A 19353-nucleotide genomic window follows, 5' to 3' on the forward strand; every position below is an offset into this window, starting at 1 on the left:
ATGACGATCGCGCGCACCCGGGAGCCGAGGTCCGAGGCTCCCCTCCTCACCGTTGCGTCGGTGCCGTCCGGCCACGTCTACGTACGCCACCTCGCACCCCTGGGCGGTCGGGGCGCGGTGCGCCTGCCGGACCCTGCTCCGGGTGATCCCGACCGGCCCGCGGGCGCCACCTGGTGGCCTCCCGTGATGCTCGACCCCGAGTGGGCGCGCACCGCCGACTTCGACGTGTTCCACCTCCACTTCGGGTTCGACGCCTGCCCGCCGGACCGACTCGAGAGGCTCACCCGGGTGCTGCGTGGGCGCGGCAAGCCCTTCGTCTTCACCGTGCACGACCTGCGCAACCCGCACCACGACGACCGGCGTCTCCACGACGAGCAGCTCGACGTCCTCGTCCCTGCCGCGGACGCCCTCGTCACGCTCACCCCGGGCGCGGCCCGCGAGATCGAGGCACGCTGGGGGCGGTCGGCGACGGTCGTCCCCCATCCCCACGTCGTGGACCTCCACACGATGTCGAGGGCCCTGGAGGTCAGGCCGCTGTGGCGGCACCGCCCGTTCCGCGTCGGCCTGCACCTCAAGAGCCTGCGCGCCAACATGGACCCGATGCGCATCCTCCCCACGCTCGTCGAGACGGTGGCGGGGCTCGACGACGCGGTGGTGCAGGTCAACTGCCACCGCGACATCCTCGACGCCGACGGCGCCCGCCGGGACGCGGACCTGTCGGCCTGGCTGCGCCGCGAGGCGGCAGCCGGTCGCCTCGAGCTCGTCGTGCACGACTACTTCTCCGACGACGACCTGTGGACCTACCTCGCCTCGCTCGACCTGTCGGTCCTGCCCTACACCTTCGGCACCCACTCCGGGTGGCTGGAGGCGTGCCGCGACCTGCAGACCACGGTGCTGGCCCCGAGCTGCGGCTACTACGCCGACCAGGGCCCGATCCTGACCTACACCAACGACGGCGAGTCGTTCGACGCCGAGTCGCTGCGCGGCGCCGTGGTGCGGGCGTACGACGAACGGCCCCGCCTCGGCGCCACGCTCGACGAGCGCACCCACCAGCGTCGCGAGGTGGCACGTGCCCACGAGCGGCTCTACCGGGACGTGAGCCGGTGACGGGCTTCCTCCCACGAGAGGCCTTGCGGGTCTGCCTGGTCGCGAACAGCCGCTTCCCCATCGGCGAGCCCTTCACGGGCGGGCTGGAGTCGATGACGTGGCACCTCGCCCGCGAGCTCGTCCGCCGTGGCCACGACGTGGCCGTCTTCGCCGGCGCCGGCTCGGACCCGGCGCTCGGCGCCACGCAGCTGGGGGTCGACGTGCTGCCGGACCCGCTGCGCGACGACCTGGGCCGCCACGACGTGGACGCTGCTCCCCACGTCCAGGTCGCCGAGCACCACGCCTACCTCTCGCTCATGCTCGAGCTCGGCGGGCAGGACGGCGAGCGCTACGACGTCCTCCACAACAACAGCCTCCACTACCTCCCGGTCGCGATGGCGAGGTCGCTCCCGATGCCGGTCCTCACCACGCTGCACACGCCTCCGCAGTGGTGGCTTGAGTCCGCGGTGCGCCTCGACCGCGGGGCCGGCTCGTTCGCCGCCGTGTCGCGCCACACCGCCGCCGCCTGGTCGGCGATCACGCCCAGTGCGTGCGTGCCCAACGGCGTGGACGTCGACCGGTGGCCGGTGGGACCCGGTGGGGCGACGGCCGTGTGGTCGGGGCGGGTCGTGCCCGAGAAGGCACCCCACGACGCCGTCCTCGCCGCTCGCCGGGCGGGGATCCCGATCGTGCTGGCGGGACCCGTGCTCGACCTGGCCTACTTCCGCGAGGCCGTCGCGCCTCTGCTGGGCAGCGAGGCGACGTACGCCGGCCACCTCGACCAGTCCGACCTGGCCGCCCTGGTCGGCGGCTCGGCCGTCGCTGTCGTCACGCCGGCGTGGGACGAGCCCTACGGCCTGGTCGCGGCGGAGGCGTTGTCCTGCGGGACGCCGGTCGCGGCCTACGCGCGCGGCGGGCTGCCCGAGGTCCTCACCAGCGCGACCGGGCGCCTGGCCACCGGTGGTGACGTCGACATGCTCGCGAGCGCGATCGGCGACGCCATGACCTTGGACCGGGGGCAGTGTCGCGCCCACGCCGAGGCGGCCCTGTCCCTGGAGCGCATGGTGGACCGCTACGAGGACCTCTACCGCCAGCTGCTGCGACGCCGGGTGGCGGCGTGATCGGCTACTACGTGCACCACCACGGCAGCGGCCACCTGCACCGCGCCCTGACGGTGGCGCCGCACCTGCCCGGTCCGGTGACCGGGCTGTCGTCGCTCTCCCGACCGGAGAGCTGGTCCGGCCCGTGGATCCAGCTCCCGCGTGACGACCGTGCCCCGACCTACGCCGGTGCCGACGCCACCGCGAACGGCGTGCTGCACTGGGCGCCGCTCGAGGACCCGGGCCTGCGCGAGCGGATGTCGGTCCTCTCCGGCTGGATCGACCGGCACGCCCCGATGGCGCTGGTGGTGGACCAGTCGGTCGAGGTGGGCCTGCTGGCCCGCCTGCACGGCGTGCCCGTGGTCGCGCTGACCGCGCCCGGTCGTCGTACGGACGCCGCCCACTCGCTCGGTTTCGGCGCCGCCTCGGCCGTCGTCGGGGCGTGGCCGGCGGGCCTGACGCCGCGGCTGCTCCCCGGGTTGGAGCCCCTGCTGGCGGGTCGGGTGCAGGCCGTCGGGGCCGTGTCGCGCTTCCCGGTCGTGCCGAGCCGGCCACCCTCGGCCCGGCGCCGACCCCACGCGGTGCTCCTTGCCGGCACCGGTGGCGACGGGTTCACCCGCCACGCCGTGGCCCGTGCCCAGGAGGAGACGCCCGACTGGGACTGGACCGTCCTGAGCCGCACCCTCGGCACGTGGCACGCCGACCCTGCCGCCGTGCTGGCGTCCGCCGACGTCGCGGTGCTGCACCCCGGGCAGAACGCGCTCGCGGAGGTGGCCGCCCTCCGCGTGCCGGCCGTCGTCGTGCCGGCTCCACGCCCCTTCCAGGAGCAGCACGTGACGGCCGGCGCGTTGTCCGACGGATGGCCGGCCGTGGTGGTCGACCCGACCCCGGGCAGTGGCTGGCGCGACCTCCTGCACGAGGCGCTGTTCCTCGACGGCGAGGGCTGGGCCGACTGGTGCGACGGCGGCGCGCCGGCGCGCATCGCTGCGGTCGTGGAGCAGGTCGTCGCGCGGGAGCGGGCGGCGTGACCACCGCCGTCGTCACGGTGGTGCACAGTCGGCACGAGCACCTCGCGCGGCAGCGCGCCTCCTTGGCGGCCTCCGCCGTCCCCTACGAGCACGTCGTCGTCGCCATCGACGACCCGGTGGTGGCCTCCGCGCCGTGGACCAGCGCCAGCCTGCCCACCACCCCTCTCGGCCTCCCGCTGGCAGCGGCACGCAACCGCGGCGCTCGTACGGCCCTCGAGGCGGGCGCGTCCGCGCTGGTGTTCCTCGACGTGGACTGCCTCGCCGGCCCGGGCCTGCTCGCGGCGTACGCCGAGGCGGTGGCGGAGGAGCCGGACACGGTCTGGTCGGGTCCGGTCACCTACCTCGACCCGCCACCCGCCGGCGGGTACGACCTCGCCTCGCTGGAGGCGCTCGACTCGCCGCACCCGGCGCGGCCCGCCCCACCGGCCGGGGAACGGCTGCGCGGCGCCGACCCCGACCTGTTCTGGTCGCTGTCCTTCGCGTGCTCGCCCGGCGCCTGGCACCGCACCGGCGGCTTCTGCGAGGACTACGTCGGCTACGGCGGCGAGGACACCGACTTCGGACGCATCGTCGCCGACGTCGGCCTGGACCTGGGCTGGGTGGGCTCGGCCCGGGCCTTCCACCAGTGGCACCCGGTCTCCCGCCCGCCCGTCGAGCACGTCGCCGACATCGTCCGCAACGCCGAGGTCTTCCGCGGCCGCTGGGGTGCCACACCCATGCTCGGCTGGCTGGAGGCGTTCGAGCAGCGGGGGCTCGCGACCAGGGACGAGCGCGGCCGGTGGTCCACCCGCGGGTGATCCCCGCGACCCCGGTGGCGGCGGTCAGGTCGGTGGTCAGGTCCTCGCACGGTGGCGATCGACGAAACGGGCCACCTCGTCGGCGACGACCTCGGGACGGGTCACGGCCGCCCAGTGGCCGTGGGGCAGAGCCCGTCGTTCGAGCGACTCCACGAAGGGATCGCTGGCGGCGAGGGACGCCGGCCTGACCGCGACGTCGCGGGTCAGGGCGAGCTGGAGCACCGGCACGCGTGTCCGCTGCTGCCCAGACCTGTTCCCGCGACCCAGGTTGGCCCGGTAGTAGCGCAGCCCGCTGACCATGTCCCGCCGGAGCGTGGCGGCATGTGACTCCGGGGGCGGACGTCGGCCCTCCGCTGCACCCAGGAGCAGGCGCCAGCGCTGACGCCCGGCGAGCGTCCGGATGACCGGCGGGGCGAACGGCGAGACGAGGAACGGCACGTAGGAGGAGGCGATCGCCTGGCCGGCGAGGTCCACCAGGCCGCGAGGATCCGGTCGGGTCAGGGTCCGGCGCACCCACGACGAGACGTGGGCCAGGTTGGGCCCGCTGATCGAGGTGAACGAGGCGATCCTGTCCTCGGCGCCGGGACGGCACACCGCCTCCCACGCCTGCACCGAGCCCCAGTCGTGCCCGAGCACGTGCACGGGCGAGCCCGGGCTGACAGCGTCGGTCACGGCGAGGAGGTCGTCAGCCAGTACGTCGAGCGTGAAGCCGTCGTCGGGCGCGTCCGTGACCGACTCCCCCTGGCCGCGCGTGTCGTAGGCGACCAGGCGGAACTCGTCGGCCAGGAGCTCTGCGACGCCCCGCCACATGTGGTGCGTGTCGGGCCAGCCGTGGACCATGACGATGGTCGGACCGTCCGGGTTGCCCCCTTCGAAGACGGCCAGGTCGAACCGGCCCCGCGGCACCGTCCCTCTCCTGGCCAGCGGCCCGACCGCACCGTTCACGGACACCCCGCACGCACCAGCCGGGACGCGTCGGTCACCGGTCGCTGTCCTGCAGGTCTGCGTCCTGGCCCCGGGTCTCACGGAGGCGGCGCGCACGCAGCACGTCCGCGCGCTCCTTCTCCTCCGCCTTGTCGATCTTGCGGGTGTCGCGGGGCGGCAGCTGGATCTCCTCCTCGGCGGGCAGCCCCGCCTGCAGCTCACGGCCGCGCTCGAGCTCGGCGTCGAGCTCGCCGCCGAACAGGAGCGCGAGGTTGGTGATCCACAGCCACAGCAGGAACACGACCACGCCGGCGAGCGAGCCGTAGGTCTTGTCGTAGGAGCTGAAGTTGGCGACGTAGAAGCCGAAGAGTGCCGAGGCGATGATCCAGATGACGATCGCGACGGCGGCACCGACGCTGATCCAGCGGAACTTCGGCTGCTTCACGTTGGGCGTGGCGTAGTAGAGCAGCCCGACGACGAACATGACGACGAGGAGCATCACCGGCCACTTGGCGATGTTCCACACGGTCACCACGGTCGAGCCCAGGCCGATGGCGTTGCCCACGGCCTCGGCGGCGGGCCCGGTGATGACCAGCCCGACCAGGACCGCGGCGGCGAGCACGACGGTGACCAGTGTGATGAGCAGCATCATCGGGCGCAGCTTCCAGACCGGTCGTCCCTCGCCGATCTCGTAGATGCGGTTCATCCCGCGGCCGAAGGCACCGGTGTACCCCGAGGCCGACCAGAGCGCGGCTGCCAGACCCAGCACGAGGCCGAAGCCGGCGCTCGAGCTCTGGCTGAGCTGGACGAGCGTCGGCTCGAGGGTCTTCGCGGCGTCGCCCGCGCCGATGTCGCGCATGATCCCCAGGAGCGTGTCCACCGTCTCCCGTCCGTCGCTCACCAGGCCGACGACCGACAGCATGGCCAGTGCCGCGGGGAACATCGCCAGCACGGCGTAGTAGGTGAGGGCCGCCGCCAGGTCGAGGCACTGGTCCTCGGAGAACTCCCGCACGGTCTTGCGCAGGACGTAGGTCCAGGACTGCTTCGTCAGGTCGTTCGGTGAGTCCGGCTTGTCGGCGGCGCGGTGGGTCTTCGTCGAGGCACGATCCATGCCACCCCCGTACCCCACCTGCGCCGGTTCACCACCTGCCCGAGCCCGCTCGTCGTACGCCCACAGGACCTTGGTCCCGGGCACGTGGTGGCGTTGGCCCCATCCGTTGGACCCTGCCTGCTCCATAACCTCGGAGCGAAGCGGGAGACGACCCAAGACTCCCCAGACGGAAGGCACATCATGCGCGCGGTACTCGACAAGCTGATCTCCTGGACAGGGCTGGCGCTCGCCGTCGTGCTCCTGATCGCAGGCGGGCTGCTGACCTGGGCCAACATGTTCATCGGTGACCAGGTCAAGGACCAGCTCACCATGCAGGACATCACCATGCCGGAGGGCGAGGCCCTCGCCAGCCTGCCCGAGGCCGACGCCAGCGCGCTCGAGAAGTACGCCGGCAGCGCGCTCGACTCGGGCCCGGAGGCCAAGGCCTACGCCGACCACTACATCCTCGCGCACATGAACGCCGCGAGCGACGGTCGCACCTACCAGCAGGTGAGCAGCGAGTTCCTCGCCCTCGACGACGAGGCCAAGGCGAGCGAGGAGGGCCAGGCGCTCGGCGGCCTGCGCCAGACGCTCTTCATGGGCAACACGCTGCGCGGCCTGCTCCTCTACGGGTACGCCTTCGCCACCATCGGCACCATCGCCGGCTACGCAGCACTCGCCGCCTTCGTCGGAGCCTTCGTCCTCCTGGCCCTGGTCCAGCTGGGCCTGCGGCACGCACGCCGCACCGAGACGGCCGAGGTGCGCCAGGCGCAGCTGGCTCCGGCCTGATCCCCCACACCCACGCCCCAGGGCCTGGTCGGTCACGGACCGACCGGGCCCTGTCACGTCGGGGCACCCGATCAGCAGCATCCCCCACGTCGACCACATCGGGGAAGAGCCTGTCCCGTTCTGCCACGCGTGGCCCGAGCCTGTGGAACGCTGGAGACGGCGCCTCGAGAACTGGGGCGTCCACTGCGCCCGTGGAGGAGGATCCGGGTGTCCCACATCGGTGCGCGAGAGGCGGCCCTGGACGCCGAGAGCGACCGCGTCGCCTGGCGTCTCGCCGTGGAAGCGGCCGGTGTCGGTGCCTTCGTCTGGGACCTCGTCAGCGGTCGGCTGCGCTGGGACGGGCGGCTGCTGGAGCTCTTCGGACTGGACGAGGAGTCGTTCGGGGGCACGATCGAGTCCTTCAACCAGTCGGTCCACCCCGACGACCTCCCCCGCGTGACCGCCGCCCTCGAGCGGGCCGTGGAGTCCTGCGGCGACTTCGACGCGGAGTACCGCGTGGTGCTGCCGAGCGGGACGGTGCGCTGGATCGAGGCCCGTGGCCGGGCGCTGGCCGACGAGCCCGGCGGGCCGGCCGTGCGCCTGGTCGGCGCGGCGTACGACACCACTGACGTCCACGAGGGCGAGGCGCGGGTGGGGCGGGTGCTGGAGTCGATGTCGTCCGCGTTCTTCCAGCTGGACCAGGAGTGGCGCTTCAGCTACGTCAACGCCGAGGCCGAGCGCCTGCTCGGCTCCCCCCGGGACCAGCTGCTCGGTCAGGTCATCTGGACGGCCTTCCCTGCGTCCGTCGGGAGCACGTTCGAGCACCACTACAGGCGCGCGGTCACGACCGGCAGGCCCGTGTCGTTCGAGGCCCACTACCCGCTGCCCCTCGACGCCTGGTACGAGGTGCGCGCGTGGCCCGCCCCCGAGGGACTGGCCGTCTACTTCGTGGACATCACCGCCCGCCGGAAGGCGCAGGACGCCCTGGCCCGGTCAGCCGACCAGATCGCGCTGCTGGCCTCGGTCTCCGAGTCGCTGACCAGCACGCTCGACCCGGCCGAGGGCGTCAGCCGCCTGTCCACGCTCCTGGTCCCGCAGCTGGCGGACTGGTGCCTGGTCACCATGGTCGTGGACCCGCACGCCTCGGACTGGCGGCGCGGCCTGCGCGACGTCGGCTGGTCCCACGAGGACCCCGCGATGCTGGAGACGTTGCAGCGATACGCGTCCCTGCGGCTGCAGGCCATGACCGACTCCTCCTACCTGGCGCGGACCATCCGCGACATGACGCCCGTCCTGATGGAGTCCGACGCCGCGCGCGAGGTCGCCGACGTGCTCCTGCCCGGCGAGGCCCGTGACCGGCTGCTGGAGCTCGCACCGGCGTCGGCGGCGGTGGTCCCCCTGCGCGCGCGGGGACGGACCGTGGGCGTGCTGAGCCTCTTCCGCGGCGGCCACCGACCCGCCTTCACGAGCGAGGACGTGGTCCTGCTCGAGGACGTCGGCGCCCGCGCGGCGCTGGGGCTGGACAACGCCCGGCTCTACGCCGCCCAGCGCGACGTGTCCGAGACGCTGCAGCGCAGCCTCCTCTCCGCGCCGCCCCGGCCCGGCCACCTCCAGATCGGCACGCGCTACCAGCCGGCCGGGGAGACGGCCCGGATCGGCGGGGACTGGTACGACGCGTTCGTGCAGGGCGGTGGCGCGTCAGGGTCGCCGGACGTCGTGGTCGTCGTGGGCGACGTGGTGGGCCACGACGTCGAGGCAGCGGCCGCGATGTCGCAGGTCCGCGGGCTGCTGCGCGGCATCGCCGTGCACAGCGGCGGCGCGCCGGCGGCCATCCTCACCGGTGTCGACACGGTCATGGAGTCCCTCCAGATGGAGACCACGGCCACGGCCGTGGTGGCCCGGTTCGAGCTCCGCGCGGGCCTCGGGGCGGCCCCCGGCGAGGCCCTGGTCCGATGGTCCCACGCGGGTCACCCGCCGGCGCTCATGCTGGGCTCGGACGGGCACGTCAGCCGGATGGCGGACGTGGACACCAACGACCTGCTGCTCGGCCTGGACCCGACCACGCCGCGAGCCGAGCACGTCGCGGTCCTCGAGCCCGGGGCGACGCTGGTCTTCTACACCGACGGGCTGGTCGAGCGTCGCGAGCGTGACGTCGACGACGGTGTCACCGAGCTCGCCGAGCTCCTGGGCGAGCTGGCCCCGGAGCGCCTCGACGTGGACGACCTGTGCGACCACCTGCTCGGGGGGATGATCGGCGACAACCCGGAGGACGACGTGGCGCTCCTGGTCGTCAGGCTCGCGCCCGGCTGAGGTGTCCGCCCCACGACCCGCTGCGCGTGGCGACGACCGGTGGCACTCCCCATGAAGGGGAAAGTCCGTCCGACCCGAGCCGTTGGGCGTGCGGGTCGCCCTAGTCTGGCGCGACCGAGCTCCCGCAAGCGACGAGGTCCCTGTCGCGCCGCGCAGGAGACACGAAGAGCAGGGGGTCTCCGCGTTGCCGACGCCTTCCCCGCTCGTCGCGGCGACCTCGCCTGCACCCCGTGCCCTGTGGCGCGCCGCCGTCTCCGCGGACCCGATGGCCATGGCCGACCACACCCCCGCCTGGGCGGCCGCCGTGCTCGGGACCGGGCGGTGGGCCGACGCCAGCCGGGCCTACCTCCTCGACGACGGGACGCACGTGGTGCTGCCGTTGTACCGGCACCGGCGCACACCCGCCTGGCTCGCCAGCCCGCCGTACGGCTGGGGGTTCGGTGGCCTCACCGGCCCGCGCGCCAGGAACCACCGGTGGTGGCCGCCGTGCTCGACGACCTGGGCGGCATGACCGCGCTACGCCTGCGGGTGCGCCCGAACCCCCTCGCCGGGGCCGTGTGGAGCGCCCTGCCGACCCCACGCCGCGCCGTGCGCCTCCAGTCTCGGGCCCACGTCCTGGACCTCCGCCGGGGCCCGGAGGCCATCCTCGCGGGGATGAAGAAGGAGACCCGGCGACACATCCGTCGGGTGGAGGCCCTCGACCTCGAGATCGAGGTCGGGTCGGGGTCCGGCCTGATCGCGGAGTACCAGCACCTCCGCCGGTTGTCGGTCATCCGCTGGGCGGAGCAGACCCAGGAGCCGCTCTGGCTGGCGCTGCGACGCGAAAAGGTCTCGGAGCCCCCGGCCCGCACCGACGCGCTGGCGACGGCCATGCCGGACCAGTTCCGGGTCCGCGTCGCCCGCATCGACGGGCACCCGGTGGCGGCCAACGTGGTCGTGCTGGGCCGCAACGCCCACGCGACCCGGTCTGCGATGGACCGCGAGCGGCTGGGCAGCCTCGGCGTCATGCCCTACCTCGACTGGCTGGCGATCCAGGAGGCGTACGCCACCGGCTGCGAGTGGTTCCACCTCGGCGAGACCGGCGGCTCGACCGCACTGGCGGTCTACAAGGAGGCGCTCGGAGCGGTGGCCTACGACTACCCGGAGATCCGCTTCGAGGCCGTGCCGCTGACGCCGGCGGACAAGGCCGCGCGACGGCTGGTGCGGCGGACCCTCGGGATGATCGGCGCTCCCTGAGGGAGCGCCGCTCTGGCCATTCTCGGTGGGCGATACTGGGTTCGAACCAGTGACCTCTTCGGTGTGAACGAAGCGCGCTACCACTGCGCCAATCGCCCGAGACGCGGGAACGATATCCCATGCCTGTGCCCGGCCCCGAATCAGGGTCGGACCAGCATCGGTCTTGGTCAGTCCCCGGACTTGCCGCCGCCGCTCTTGATCTGCTCCCGCAGCTCGTCCGCCTTCTCGGGGTGACCGTGGAAGCGGCGGTAGCTGTAGATGATCAGGCCGACCGCGATGAAGGCAGAGACGACCTGGGTCACCCCGGTCCAGATGCCGCCGGGCAACCACCAGGTCTCGGACAACGGCCACCACCCGGGCGGCGGCGGTCGCACGATCCACAGCACGCCGAACGCTGCCAGCGCCACCGCGCCCAGGCACGACGCGACCACGCGTGGCCAGGTCTCGACGCCCTCGGCCGCGCCCAGCATGGCTCGCAGGCGGACGGGCTCGACGCGGCGGTCGGCCCAGTCGTACTGCTGCGACAGCAGGGCAAGCCCCGCGAAGATGCCCAGGAGCCCCGGACCCGGCAGGAAGATCGCCGCCACGCCGAGCAGCAGGAGCACCCATCCCAATGTCTCGAGAACGATGCGCTTGGCTGCCCCGGTCATGAGGGAGAACCTACCGGGCCACACCAGACTTGGCTGACACGGCAAAACGGACGTACCGTCAAGTAACGCACGAGTCATCGTCAAGAAGCGGTCTGGACCGCTCCGGGGCATATTTCGCCGTTTCGCATCATGGGTCCGCTCGGATGCCGTCTCATGAGCACCAACCCAGGGAACCCCAGAAGGAGCCTTGATGAACATGTCCGGTGGCCGGCACACCGTGTCCGACGTTGCGTTGGACATCACGGTCGAGTGCATGGACGAGCGGGGCATCCGCCACGAGATCGACACGGTCCTCGGCTACTCCAGCTCGGACCCCTTCGCTGTCGCCATGACCTTCATCACCGGCGAGGGCAACCTCGTCTGGACCTTCGGGCGCGACCTGCTCATGCGGGGCACCGAGTCGCCGGTCGGCGAGGGCGACGTGCACGTGGCCCCGGCCATCGGTGTCAGCGGCCGCGCCATGGTGAGCATCGAGCTCAGCTCCCCCGACGGGCACCTGGTGCTCCTGGCCCGCTCCTCCGACATCAACGACTTCGTCGGCCGGACCGTGGCCCTCGTCGCTCCGGGCGCCGAGTCGGACTTCTTCGACGTCGACATGCTCATCACCCAGGTGCTGGCGGCGTCCTGAGCTAGCGCTGGGAGTGCTGGGCGATCCAGCTCGCGTGGAGGCCTGAGTAGACGCTCCCCGCCTGCGCGACCAGCTCGGCGTGCGGCCCGCGCTGCACCACCCGGCCCTTGTCGACGACGATCACCTCGTCGGCGTTCTCGGCGGTGGAGAGCCGGTGCGCGATCGTCACCGACGTGCGCGACTGCATCAGCCGCTCGAGCGCCCGCCCGATCTGCATCTCCAAAGCCGGGTCGACCGCGCTCGTGGCCTCGTCGAGGACGAGCAGGTCGGGGTCGGCCAGGTGCGCGCGCAGCAGGGCGACGAGCTGCCGCTCCCCCGCCGACAGCGACTCCCCGCGCTGTCCCACCTTGGTGTGCAGGCCGCGCGGCAGGCCGGCCAGCCAGTCGTCGATGCCGAGCTCGACGGCGGAGTCGCGGATCTCGTCCTCGGTCGCGTCGAGCTTGCCGTAGCGCACGTTGGCGGCGACGGTGTCGTCGAACAAGAAGCCCTCCTGCGGCACCAGCACCACGCTCCGGCGCAGTGACCGCGCGTCGATCCGGCGCACGTCGACGCCGTCGAGCAGCACTGCCCCCTCGACCGGGTCCATCAGTCGCGTGAGGAGCTTGGCGAACGTGGACTTGCCCGAGCCGGTCTCGCCGACGATCGCGACGCGGGTGCCGGCCTCGATGGCCAGGTCGACGTCGCGCAGCACCGGCGGCCCGTCGGGGTAGGCGAAGGTGACGCCGGCGAAGCGGACGTCGATCGGACCGCGGGGCAGCTGCTCGCCCTCGGGGCCGGGGTCGACGAGGTCGGCCGGCGTCTCCAGGATGCCGAGCACCCGGCGCCAGCTGGCGATGGCGTTCTGCGCGTCGGTGAGGATCTGGGTGCCCATCTGGACGGGCCCGACGAAGAGCGAGACCAGGAAGGCGAACGCGAGCACCCGGCCGGGCGTCATGTCGCCGGTGAAGCCGAGCAGCACCCCGATCACGATCACGCCGGCGTTGGCGAGCCCGGCGGAGAGGCCGCCCAGCGAGAACGAGGTGACCGTGTAGGTCTGTGCGTGGGTGTAGGCGTCCTGCCAGTCCTGGATCGCGGTGTCGATGCGGGCCTGGGTGCGGTCCTCGACGCCGTAGGAGCGGACCACCGCGGCGCCGACGACGGGCTCGGAGATCGCGCCGAGCAGCACGCCGACCTGGTGGCGTACGACGGTGTAGGCGGCCGACAGCTTCTTCTGGAACCAGCGGATCGAGAGGAAGAGCGGCGCGAAGCAGAGCCACACGACGGCGGCCAGCTGCCAGCTGTAGACCAGCATCAGCACGGTCGCGACGAGCATCTGCCCGATGCTGACGACGAAGATGAGCCCGCCGAACACGAGGAACTGGCTCACCTGGTCGACGTCGCTGGTGACGCGCGAGACGAGGGCGCCGCGGCGCTCGGTGTTCTGGGTGAGCAGCGGCAGGTCGTGGACGTGGCGGAACGCCTTGGTGCGCAGCGTGGCCAGGCCGTGCTCGGAGGTGGTGAACAGCCGGCTCGTCATGGCGTACGACGCCACGCTGGTGACCAGGATCGCGACAGCCGCCAGGACGCCCATCCACGCGACGTAGTCGAGGCGCGGCCCACCGGGCGCGTTGAGCCCGCGGTCGAGGGTCTGCTGCACCGCGATCGGGACGACGACCTGGCCGCACGACGAGATGATCGCCAGCAGCAGGGTCAGGCCGAGCCCGTCGCGGAGCTCGGGCGAGTACTTCATGCCGAGGCGGATGGTGGCGATGGCGCCGATGTCCTCGCCGCTGTCCATCCGGGTGCCGGCGGTCCGCTCCGTGGTCGTGGTGCTCATTCGAGGCCCCCTGCGGCGTCGATCGCGGCGTCCACCTCGTAGGCGTTGACGAGGTGGGCGTAGGCCGGGCTGGAGGCCAGCAGGTCGGCGTGGGTGCCGCGGCCGACGATGCGGCCCTCGTCGAGGTGCACGACCTCGTCGGCCAGCGAGATGGTGGCCTTGCGGTAGGCGACGACGACGAGCGAGGCGGCCGACCCGTTGACGTCGTCGCGCAGCGAGGCGAGGATCCGGGCCTCGACCTCGGGGTCGACGGCGGACGTGGCGTCGTCGAGGATCAGCAGCCGCGGCCGTCGCACGAGCGCACGCGCCAGCGAGAGCCGCTGGCGCTGCCCGCCGGACAGCGACGTGCCGCGCTCCCCCAGCTTGGTGTCGAGGCCCTCGGGCAGTGCCGCGACGAAGCCGTCGGCCTGGGCGGTGCGGAGCGCACCCCAGACCTCCTCGTCGGGCACGTCGGCGCCCAGGGTGACGTTGCCGCGGACGGTGTCGTCGAACATGAAGGCGGTCTGCGGCACGAGCGCCACGTCGCGCGGCAGCTCGCCCTTCTTCAGGCCGCGGACGTCGTGGCCGTCGATCCGGATCTTCCCGGCGTCGGGGTCAACGAGCCGGGTCATCAGGCTGGTGAGGGTGCTCTTGCCCGACGCGGTGGGGCCGACCACGGCCACCGTGCGGCCGGGCTGGACGTCGAAGTCCACGCCGCGCAGCAGCGGGGTGTCGGGGTCGTAGGCGTAGTGGAGGTCGTCGACCTGGAGGAGCGCACCCGCCTCGGAGCGCGGCAGCTCGTCGTCGCCGTAGGGCATGTTGCCGGTGGCGTCGAGCACGGCCTTGGCGCGGCGGTAGCCGACGACCGAGCGCGGGAACTCGCCGAGCAGCCAGCCGATCGCACGGATCGGGAAGGACACGATCGTGAGGAGGTAGGCGATGGTGACCACGTCGCCGGCGCTGGTGGCACCGCTCGAGACCCGGGAGACCCCGACGGCGAGGACGACCAGCACGCCGAGGCTGGGCAGGCTGGCCAGCGCCGGGTCGAAGACCGCGCGGATCCGGCCGGCGCGGATGTTGACCGCGCGCAGCTCGTGGGCCTTGGCGCGGAACCGGTCGGTCTCCTCGACCTCGCGACCCAGGGTCTTGACCACCATCGCGCCGTCGAAGGACTCGTGCGCGATCTCGCTGACCTCGGCGCGCAGACCCTGCGCGCGCGTCATCAGGGGCGAGGCGTAGCGCTGGTAGAGCAGGTTGGCGACCACGACCGCCGGGAAGACGAGGAGGCCGACCACGGCCATCACCACGTCGGCGAGGAACATCTGGACGACCGCGATCACCATCATCACCACGGTGCCGAGGGCCATCGGCAGCGGCATGATCGGGGACCACGCGGCCTCGACGTCGGAGTAGGCGTTGGACAGCAGCTGCCCGGTCGGGTGGCGCTGGTGCCACTCCATCGGCAGGGAGAGGTACTGGCGGGTCACGCCGCGTCGCGTGTGCGACTGCATCCGGTAGTACATGATGCCGCCGCCCAGGCGTCGGGCCACGATGCCGATCGCCCGCAGGATCGCGACCGCCATGAAGAGCGCGACCACCCACACGAGCAGGCCGGTGCTGATCTCGCCGTTGTCGAAGGCGGGGATCAGCACGTGCTGCGTCGACCAGCCGAGCACCCAGGCGTCGGCCACGGTGAGCACGCCGAACAGCACGGCACCGAGCGTGGCGATCGTGAAGACGCGCGGCTCGCGCTTGATGCCGACCCAGAGGACCCGGAAGCCGTCGAGAGTGGTGGTGCCTCGCGGCTCCGCGTCTTCCGTCACTCTCGTGAGGTTATGCCCTGCCCCTGACAGCGACCCAATCAGGCGCGGATCCGGGAGAGGAACGCGCGGGTGCGCTCCTGCTGCGGGTCACCGAGCACCTGCTCGGGACTCCCCTGCTCGTGGATCCGGCCGTCGTGCAGGAAGCAGACCGTGTCGGCGACGTCGCGGGCGAAGCCCATCTCGTGGGTGTTGAGCAGCATCGTGACGCCCTCGCCCTTGAGCTCGGTGAGCAGGTCGAGAACCTCCCCCACCAGCTCGGGGTCGAGGGCGCTGGTGACCTCGTCGAGCAGCATGAGCCGCGGATTGGCCACGAGCGCACGGGCGATCGCGACGCGCTGCTGCTGGCCGCCGGACAGGTCGTCCGGGCGGGCGGCCGCCTTGTCGAGGAGCCCGACCCGCTCGAGCATCGCCATGCCGCGCGAGCGCGCCTCCTCGGCGCTGACGCCGTGCACCAGGCGGAGCGCCAGGGTGACGTTGCCCATCACGTCGAGGTGCGGGAAGAGGTTGTAGGCCTGGAAGACCATCCCCATCCGCGAGCGCACCTCGTCGCCGTCGACCTGTGGGGCGGTGATGTCGCGGCCCTCGAAGGTGATCACGCCGTCGTCAACCACCTCGAGCAGGTTGACGCAGCGCAGCAGGGTGGACTTGCCGGAGCCCGACGCCCCGATCAGCACCACGCACTGGCCGGGCTCGATCGCGAGGTCGACCGACCGCAGGACCACGTGGTCGCCGAACGACTTGCGGACGCCGTCGAGGCGCAGGAGGTCGGTCACAAGTGGGCCCCCGCCCCGTGGTAGCCCTTCTTGCGGGCGTAGCGGTCGGTGAGCCGCGCCATCGGGATGGTGAGGCAGCAGAACAGCACGCCGGCGACGACGTACGGCGTGTAGTTGAAGTCCAGCGCCGTCTCGATCTGCGCCTTGCGGATCGCGTCGCTGACGCCGAGCACCGCGATGAGACCGGAGTCCTTCTGGAGCGAGACGAGGTCGTTCATCAACGGCGGGATCACCCGGCGCCAGGCCTGCGGGAGCACGACGTGGCGCAGGGTCTGCCCGTAGGACAGGCCGAGCGAGCGACCGGCGAGCCGCTGGCTGGGGTGGATCGACTCGATGCCGGCGCGGAACACCTCGGCGACGTAGGCGGAGTACGACAGCACCAGCGCCGCCCCACCCCAGAACAACGGCGACGTCGGCATGCCCCCGAGGCCGAGCGCGGGCCCGCCGAATCCCAGCAGGAAGATCACCAGCAGCAGGGGCAGGCCGCGGAACACGTCGACGTACGCCGTGCCGAGCAGGCGCAGCGGGAACGCGACCGGCCCGCGGAGGGTGCGGATGATCGCGACCGTGAGGCTGAGGACCAGGATCAGCAGCCAGCAGACCACCATCACCCGGATGTTGAGCCAGAGCCCGTCGAGGACCGCGGGGAACGACGACACGGCCTTGTCCCAGTCGAAGTAGGTCTCGCGCACCCGCTGCCAGCCGGGCGAGCTGACGACGGCGCCCCCGAGGGCGCCGAGGAGCAGCAGGGTGCTGCCGGCCGCGATCCCGGCGCTGCGCAGCGTGCGACGCCGCCGCCACGCGTCGCGCTCGCGCTGGACCTCGGAGGGGTGCCAGTCGTCGACGACCTGGTCGCCGGCCCGGCCGGCCCGGATGTCCGCCATCGGGGAGACCGCGGTCAGGAGAGCTCGGGAGCGCCCTGCTGGGCCAGCCACTCCTGGTTGATCTGGTCGAGGACGCCGTCCTCACGCAGGGTGTCGACGGCTCCGGACACGCAGTCGGTCAGCGGGCTGCCCTTGACCAGGACCGCGCCGAACTGCTCGGGCTCACCGCCGGGGAGCGGCAGCTGGCCGACGATCGTGCCGTCGTCGAGCTGGACGGCGGTCATGAAGTAGGCCGTGGGCAGGTCGACGACGATGCCGTCGATCTGGCCGTTCTTGAGCGCCTGGACGGCCTGGTCGTTGGTGTCGAAGACCGCCGGCTCCTGCGAGGGCTGGATCTGGTCGGTGATCGCCGTGTAGCTGGTCGTGCCGACCTGGGCACCGAGCTTGGCGTCGGCGAGGTCGGCGAGGCTGCTCGCGCCGTCGATCGAGCTGCCCTTGTTGGTGATGACGGTCTGGACGACGTCATAGTAGCCGGAGGAGAAGTCCACGGCCTTGCGGCGGGCCTCGGTGATCGAGACCTGGTTGACGTCGAAGTCGAAGTCCTTCGGTCCGGGCTGGACGACCTTGTTGAAGGGCACCTTGACCCACGTCACCTGCTCGGCGGTGTAGCCGAGCTCCTCGGCGATCGCGTAGGCCACCGCGGACTCGTAGCCCTTGCCGTTGGTCGGGTCGTTGTCGACGAACCACGGCTCGTAGGCCGGGTCGTCGGTGGCGATGGTGAGCGTGCCTGCGGTCACCGTCTCCATCGTGTCCGGCGTGCACTGCTCGGCGTCGGGCGTCTCGGAGCCCGACGCCTCGGAGCCGCTGTCCGTGCCGGTGTCGGCCTCGTCGGTGGGGGCGCAGGCGGTGAGGGCCAGGGTGGCGGTCGCGAGGGCGGCGACGGCGAGGGGCCGGGCGGTCTTCAGCATGGTCGGATCCTACGGCTCGCGTCCCGCCCAGCGGACCGGATATCCGGCCGTGGACAGACCAGCCTTGACGTCGCTGATCCGCAGGGTGCCGAAGTGGAAGACGGTGGCCGCGAGGACGGCGTCCGCGCCTGCCTGGACGGCGGGCGGGAAGTGCTCGACCGCGCCCGCTCCCCCGCTCGCGATGACCGGGATGCTCACCTCGCGGCGTACGGCGCGGATGAGCTCGAGGTCGAAGCCGTCGGTGGTGCCGTCGGCGTCCATGGCGTTGAGGAGGATCTCCCCCGCGCCGAGCTCGGCCGCGCGCACGGCCCACTCGATCGCGTCGAGGCCGGCGCTCTTGCGACCGCCGTGGGTGGTGACCTCGAAGCCACTGTCGGTGCCTTCGGCCCTTCGGGCGTCGACGCTCAGGACGAGGACCTGGTTGCCGAACCGGTCGGCGATCTCGGCGACCAGCTCGGGACGGTGGATGGCCGCGGTGTTGACCGCGACCTTGTCGGCGCCGGCGCGCAGCAGTCGGTCGACGTCGTCGACGCTGCCGACACCGCCACCGACCGTGAGCGGGATGAAGACCTCCTCGGCGCAGCGGCTGACCACCTCCATGGTGGTCGCGCGGCCCTGGTGCGAGGCGGAGATGTCGAGGAAGGTCAGCTCGTCGGCGCCCTCGGCGTCGTAGAGCCGGGCCAGCTCGACGGGGTCGCCGGCGTCACGGAGCTCGGTGAAGTTGACGCCCTTGACGACGCGGCCGTCGTCGACGTCGAGGCACGGGATGACGCGGATCGCGAGGGTCATGGCTGCTTCGTCGCCGGCTTCGTGAGGGCGAGCGCGTCCTCCAGCGTGAAGCGGCCCTCGTAGAGTGCCGTACCGGCGATGGCACCCTCGACGCCCTCGTCGACCAGGCCCATCAGCGCGCGGATGTCGTCGAGGGTGGTCACGCCGCCGCTGGCCACGACCGGCTTGTCGGTCGCGGCGCAGACGTCGCGGAGGAGCTGGAGGTTGGGCCCTTGGAGCATGCCGTCCTTGTTGACGTCGGTGACGACGTAACGCGCGCAGCCCTCGGAGTCGAGGCGGGCGAGGGTCTCGTAGAGGTCGCCTCCGTCGCGGGTCCAGCCGCGTGCTGCGAGCGTCGTACCCCTCACGTCGAGGCCGACGGCCACGCGGTCGCCGTACGTCGCGATGGCGCGGGCGCACCACTCGGGCTGCTCGAGCGCGGCGGTGCCGATGTTGACCCGCCGGCAGCCGGCTGCCATCGCGGCCTCGAGCGACTCGTCGTCGCGGATTCCGCCGCTCATCTCGACCTGGATGTCGAGGGTGCCGACGATCTTCGCCTGGAGCTCGCGGTTGTGGCCGTGGCCGAACGCCGCGTCGAGGTCGACGAGGTGGATCCACTCCGCGCCCGCCTCCTGCCAGCGCAGCGCGGCCTCGACGGGGTCGCCGAACCGCTTCTCCGACCCGTCGACGCCCTGCACCAGCTGGACGGCCTGGCCGCCCTTGATGTCGACGGCGGGCAGGAGCTCGAGGTAGGGCTGCTCGGGTGTGCTGGGCATGCCCCGATC

General features: G+C 72.4%; 19 protein-coding genes and 1 tRNA gene. 9 read left to right on the plus strand and 11 right to left on the minus strand.

From position 1 onward, the window contains the following. From ACS3YM_RS09900 to ACS3YM_RS09915, 4 genes are read left to right on the plus strand one after another with little or no spacing between them, the layout of a single operon-like run. Positions 1-1107, plus strand: coding sequence for a glycosyltransferase family 1 protein (locus ACS3YM_RS09900; protein ID WP_439936275.1), 1107 nt, complete (start codon positions 1-3; stop codon positions 1105-1107). Then, positions 1104-2207 (plus strand): glycosyltransferase family 4 protein, encoded by a 1104-nt coding sequence (locus ACS3YM_RS09905; RefSeq protein WP_439936276.1) that lies wholly within the window; start codon positions 1104-1106, stop codon positions 2205-2207. Before ACS3YM_RS09900 ends, ACS3YM_RS09905 begins: the two co-directional genes overlap by 4 nt. Next, a complete protein-coding gene (locus ACS3YM_RS09910; RefSeq protein WP_439936277.1) occupies positions 2204-3214 on the plus strand; it encodes a glycosyltransferase in 1011 nt (336 codons plus the stop codon). The genes ACS3YM_RS09905 and ACS3YM_RS09910 overlap by 4 nt, the downstream gene beginning before the upstream one ends. Further along, complete coding sequence (locus tag ACS3YM_RS09915; protein WP_439936278.1) at positions 3211-4011, plus strand: glycosyltransferase family 2 protein; 801 nt, start codon at positions 3211-3213, stop codon at positions 4009-4011. The genes ACS3YM_RS09910 and ACS3YM_RS09915 overlap by 4 nt, the downstream gene beginning before the upstream one ends. A 36-nt stretch (positions 4012-4047) precedes the next feature. Here the strand turns inward: ACS3YM_RS09915 and ACS3YM_RS09920 are convergent, their stop codons facing one another. Continuing rightward, complete coding sequence (locus ACS3YM_RS09920) at positions 4048-4917, minus strand: alpha/beta fold hydrolase (protein ID WP_439936279.1); 870 nt, start codon at positions 4915-4917, stop codon at positions 4048-4050. 73 nt (positions 4918-4990) lie between these two features. Beyond that, complete coding sequence (locus ACS3YM_RS09925; RefSeq protein ID WP_439936280.1) at positions 4991-6046, minus strand: YihY/virulence factor BrkB family protein; 1056 nt, start codon at positions 6044-6046, stop codon at positions 4991-4993. Positions 6047-6226: 180 nt separating this feature from the next. Between ACS3YM_RS09925 and ACS3YM_RS09930 the strand changes: the two genes are divergently transcribed. The 4 genes from ACS3YM_RS09930 to ACS3YM_RS09945 all read left to right on the plus strand — a co-directional run bounded on the left by ACS3YM_RS09930 (position 6227) and on the right by ACS3YM_RS09945 (position 10339). Then, complete coding sequence (locus tag ACS3YM_RS09930) at positions 6227-6814, plus strand: hypothetical protein (RefSeq protein ID WP_439936281.1); 588 nt, start codon at positions 6227-6229, stop codon at positions 6812-6814. A gap of 207 nt (positions 6815-7021) precedes the next feature. Beyond that, positions 7022-9103, plus strand: coding sequence for a SpoIIE family protein phosphatase (locus ACS3YM_RS09935; protein ID WP_439936282.1), 2082 nt, complete (start codon positions 7022-7024; stop codon positions 9101-9103). Between the two features lie 271 nt (positions 9104-9374). Then, positions 9375-9614, plus strand: a complete 240-nt coding sequence (locus ACS3YM_RS09940) for a hypothetical protein (RefSeq protein ID WP_439936283.1) — start codon at positions 9375-9377, stop codon at positions 9612-9614. Beyond that, positions 9578-10339 (plus strand): GNAT family N-acetyltransferase, encoded by a 762-nt coding sequence (locus ACS3YM_RS09945; RefSeq protein WP_439936284.1) that lies wholly within the window; start codon positions 9578-9580, stop codon positions 10337-10339. The genes ACS3YM_RS09940 and ACS3YM_RS09945 overlap by 37 nt, the downstream gene beginning before the upstream one ends. 26 nt (positions 10340-10365) lie before the next feature. Here the strand turns inward: ACS3YM_RS09945 and ACS3YM_RS09950 are convergent. Together ACS3YM_RS09950 and ACS3YM_RS09955 are read right to left on the minus strand one after the other, a co-directional pair. After that, positions 10366-10437 (minus strand) — tRNA-Val (locus ACS3YM_RS09950). A gap of 69 nt (positions 10438-10506) precedes the next feature. Continuing rightward, positions 10507-10989, minus strand: coding sequence for a PGPGW domain-containing protein (locus ACS3YM_RS09955; protein WP_439936285.1), 483 nt, complete (start codon positions 10987-10989; stop codon positions 10507-10509). A 253-nt stretch (positions 10990-11242) separates the two neighbouring features. Between ACS3YM_RS09955 and ACS3YM_RS09960 the strand changes: the two genes are divergently transcribed. Beyond that, the gene (locus tag ACS3YM_RS09960; protein ID WP_439936286.1) at positions 11243-11617 is read left to right on the plus strand and encodes an SsgA family sporulation/cell division regulator; all 375 of its coding nucleotides are present in this window, start codon (positions 11243-11245) and stop codon (positions 11615-11617) included. 1 nt (position 11618) lies between these two features. Here the strand turns inward: ACS3YM_RS09960 and ACS3YM_RS09965 are convergent, their stop codons facing one another. The 7 genes from ACS3YM_RS09965 to priA are packed head-to-tail and all read right to left on the minus strand — an operon-like array spanning position 11619 to position 19344. Beyond that, positions 11619-13433 carry an ABC transporter ATP-binding protein gene (locus ACS3YM_RS09965; RefSeq protein ID WP_439936287.1) on the minus strand — a complete coding sequence of 605 codons (1815 nt, stop codon included), beginning with the start codon at positions 13431-13433 and terminating at the stop codon, positions 11619-11621. Further along, positions 13430-15235: an ABC transporter ATP-binding protein gene (locus tag ACS3YM_RS09970; protein WP_439936288.1), complete on the minus strand. Its 1806-nt coding sequence runs from the start codon at positions 15233-15235 to the stop codon at positions 13430-13432. Before ACS3YM_RS09970 ends, ACS3YM_RS09965 begins: the two co-directional genes overlap by 4 nt. 38 nt (positions 15236-15273) lie before the next feature. Continuing rightward, positions 15274-16008, minus strand: coding sequence for an amino acid ABC transporter ATP-binding protein (locus tag ACS3YM_RS09975; protein ID WP_439936289.1), 735 nt, complete (start codon positions 16006-16008; stop codon positions 15274-15276). After that, positions 16005-16892 carry an amino acid ABC transporter permease gene (locus ACS3YM_RS09980; protein WP_439936290.1) on the minus strand — a complete coding sequence of 296 codons (888 nt, stop codon included), beginning with the start codon at positions 16890-16892 and terminating at the stop codon, positions 16005-16007. The genes ACS3YM_RS09975 and ACS3YM_RS09980 overlap by 4 nt, the downstream gene beginning before the upstream one ends. Before the next feature lie 14 nt (positions 16893-16906). After that, positions 16907-17800 (minus strand): ABC transporter substrate-binding protein, encoded by an 894-nt coding sequence (locus tag ACS3YM_RS09985; protein ID WP_439936291.1) that lies wholly within the window; start codon positions 17798-17800, stop codon positions 16907-16909. 9 nt (positions 17801-17809) lie between these two features. Continuing rightward, positions 17810-18589, minus strand: a complete 780-nt coding sequence (gene hisF, locus ACS3YM_RS09990; protein WP_439936292.1) for an imidazole glycerol phosphate synthase subunit HisF — start codon at positions 18587-18589, stop codon at positions 17810-17812. Next, positions 18586-19344, minus strand: coding sequence for a bifunctional 1-(5-phosphoribosyl)-5-((5-phosphoribosylamino)methylideneamino)imidazole-4-carboxamide isomerase/phosphoribosylanthranilate isomerase PriA (gene priA / locus ACS3YM_RS09995; RefSeq protein WP_439936293.1), 759 nt, complete (start codon positions 19342-19344; stop codon positions 18586-18588). The genes hisF and priA overlap by 4 nt, the downstream gene beginning before the upstream one ends. Between the last annotated feature and the right edge of the window lie 9 nt (positions 19345-19353).

It is taken from the genome of Nocardioides sp. N13(2025) (assembly GCF_051912545.1).
Taxonomy (GTDB): Bacteria; Actinomycetota; Actinomycetes; order Propionibacteriales; family Nocardioidaceae; genus Nocardioides.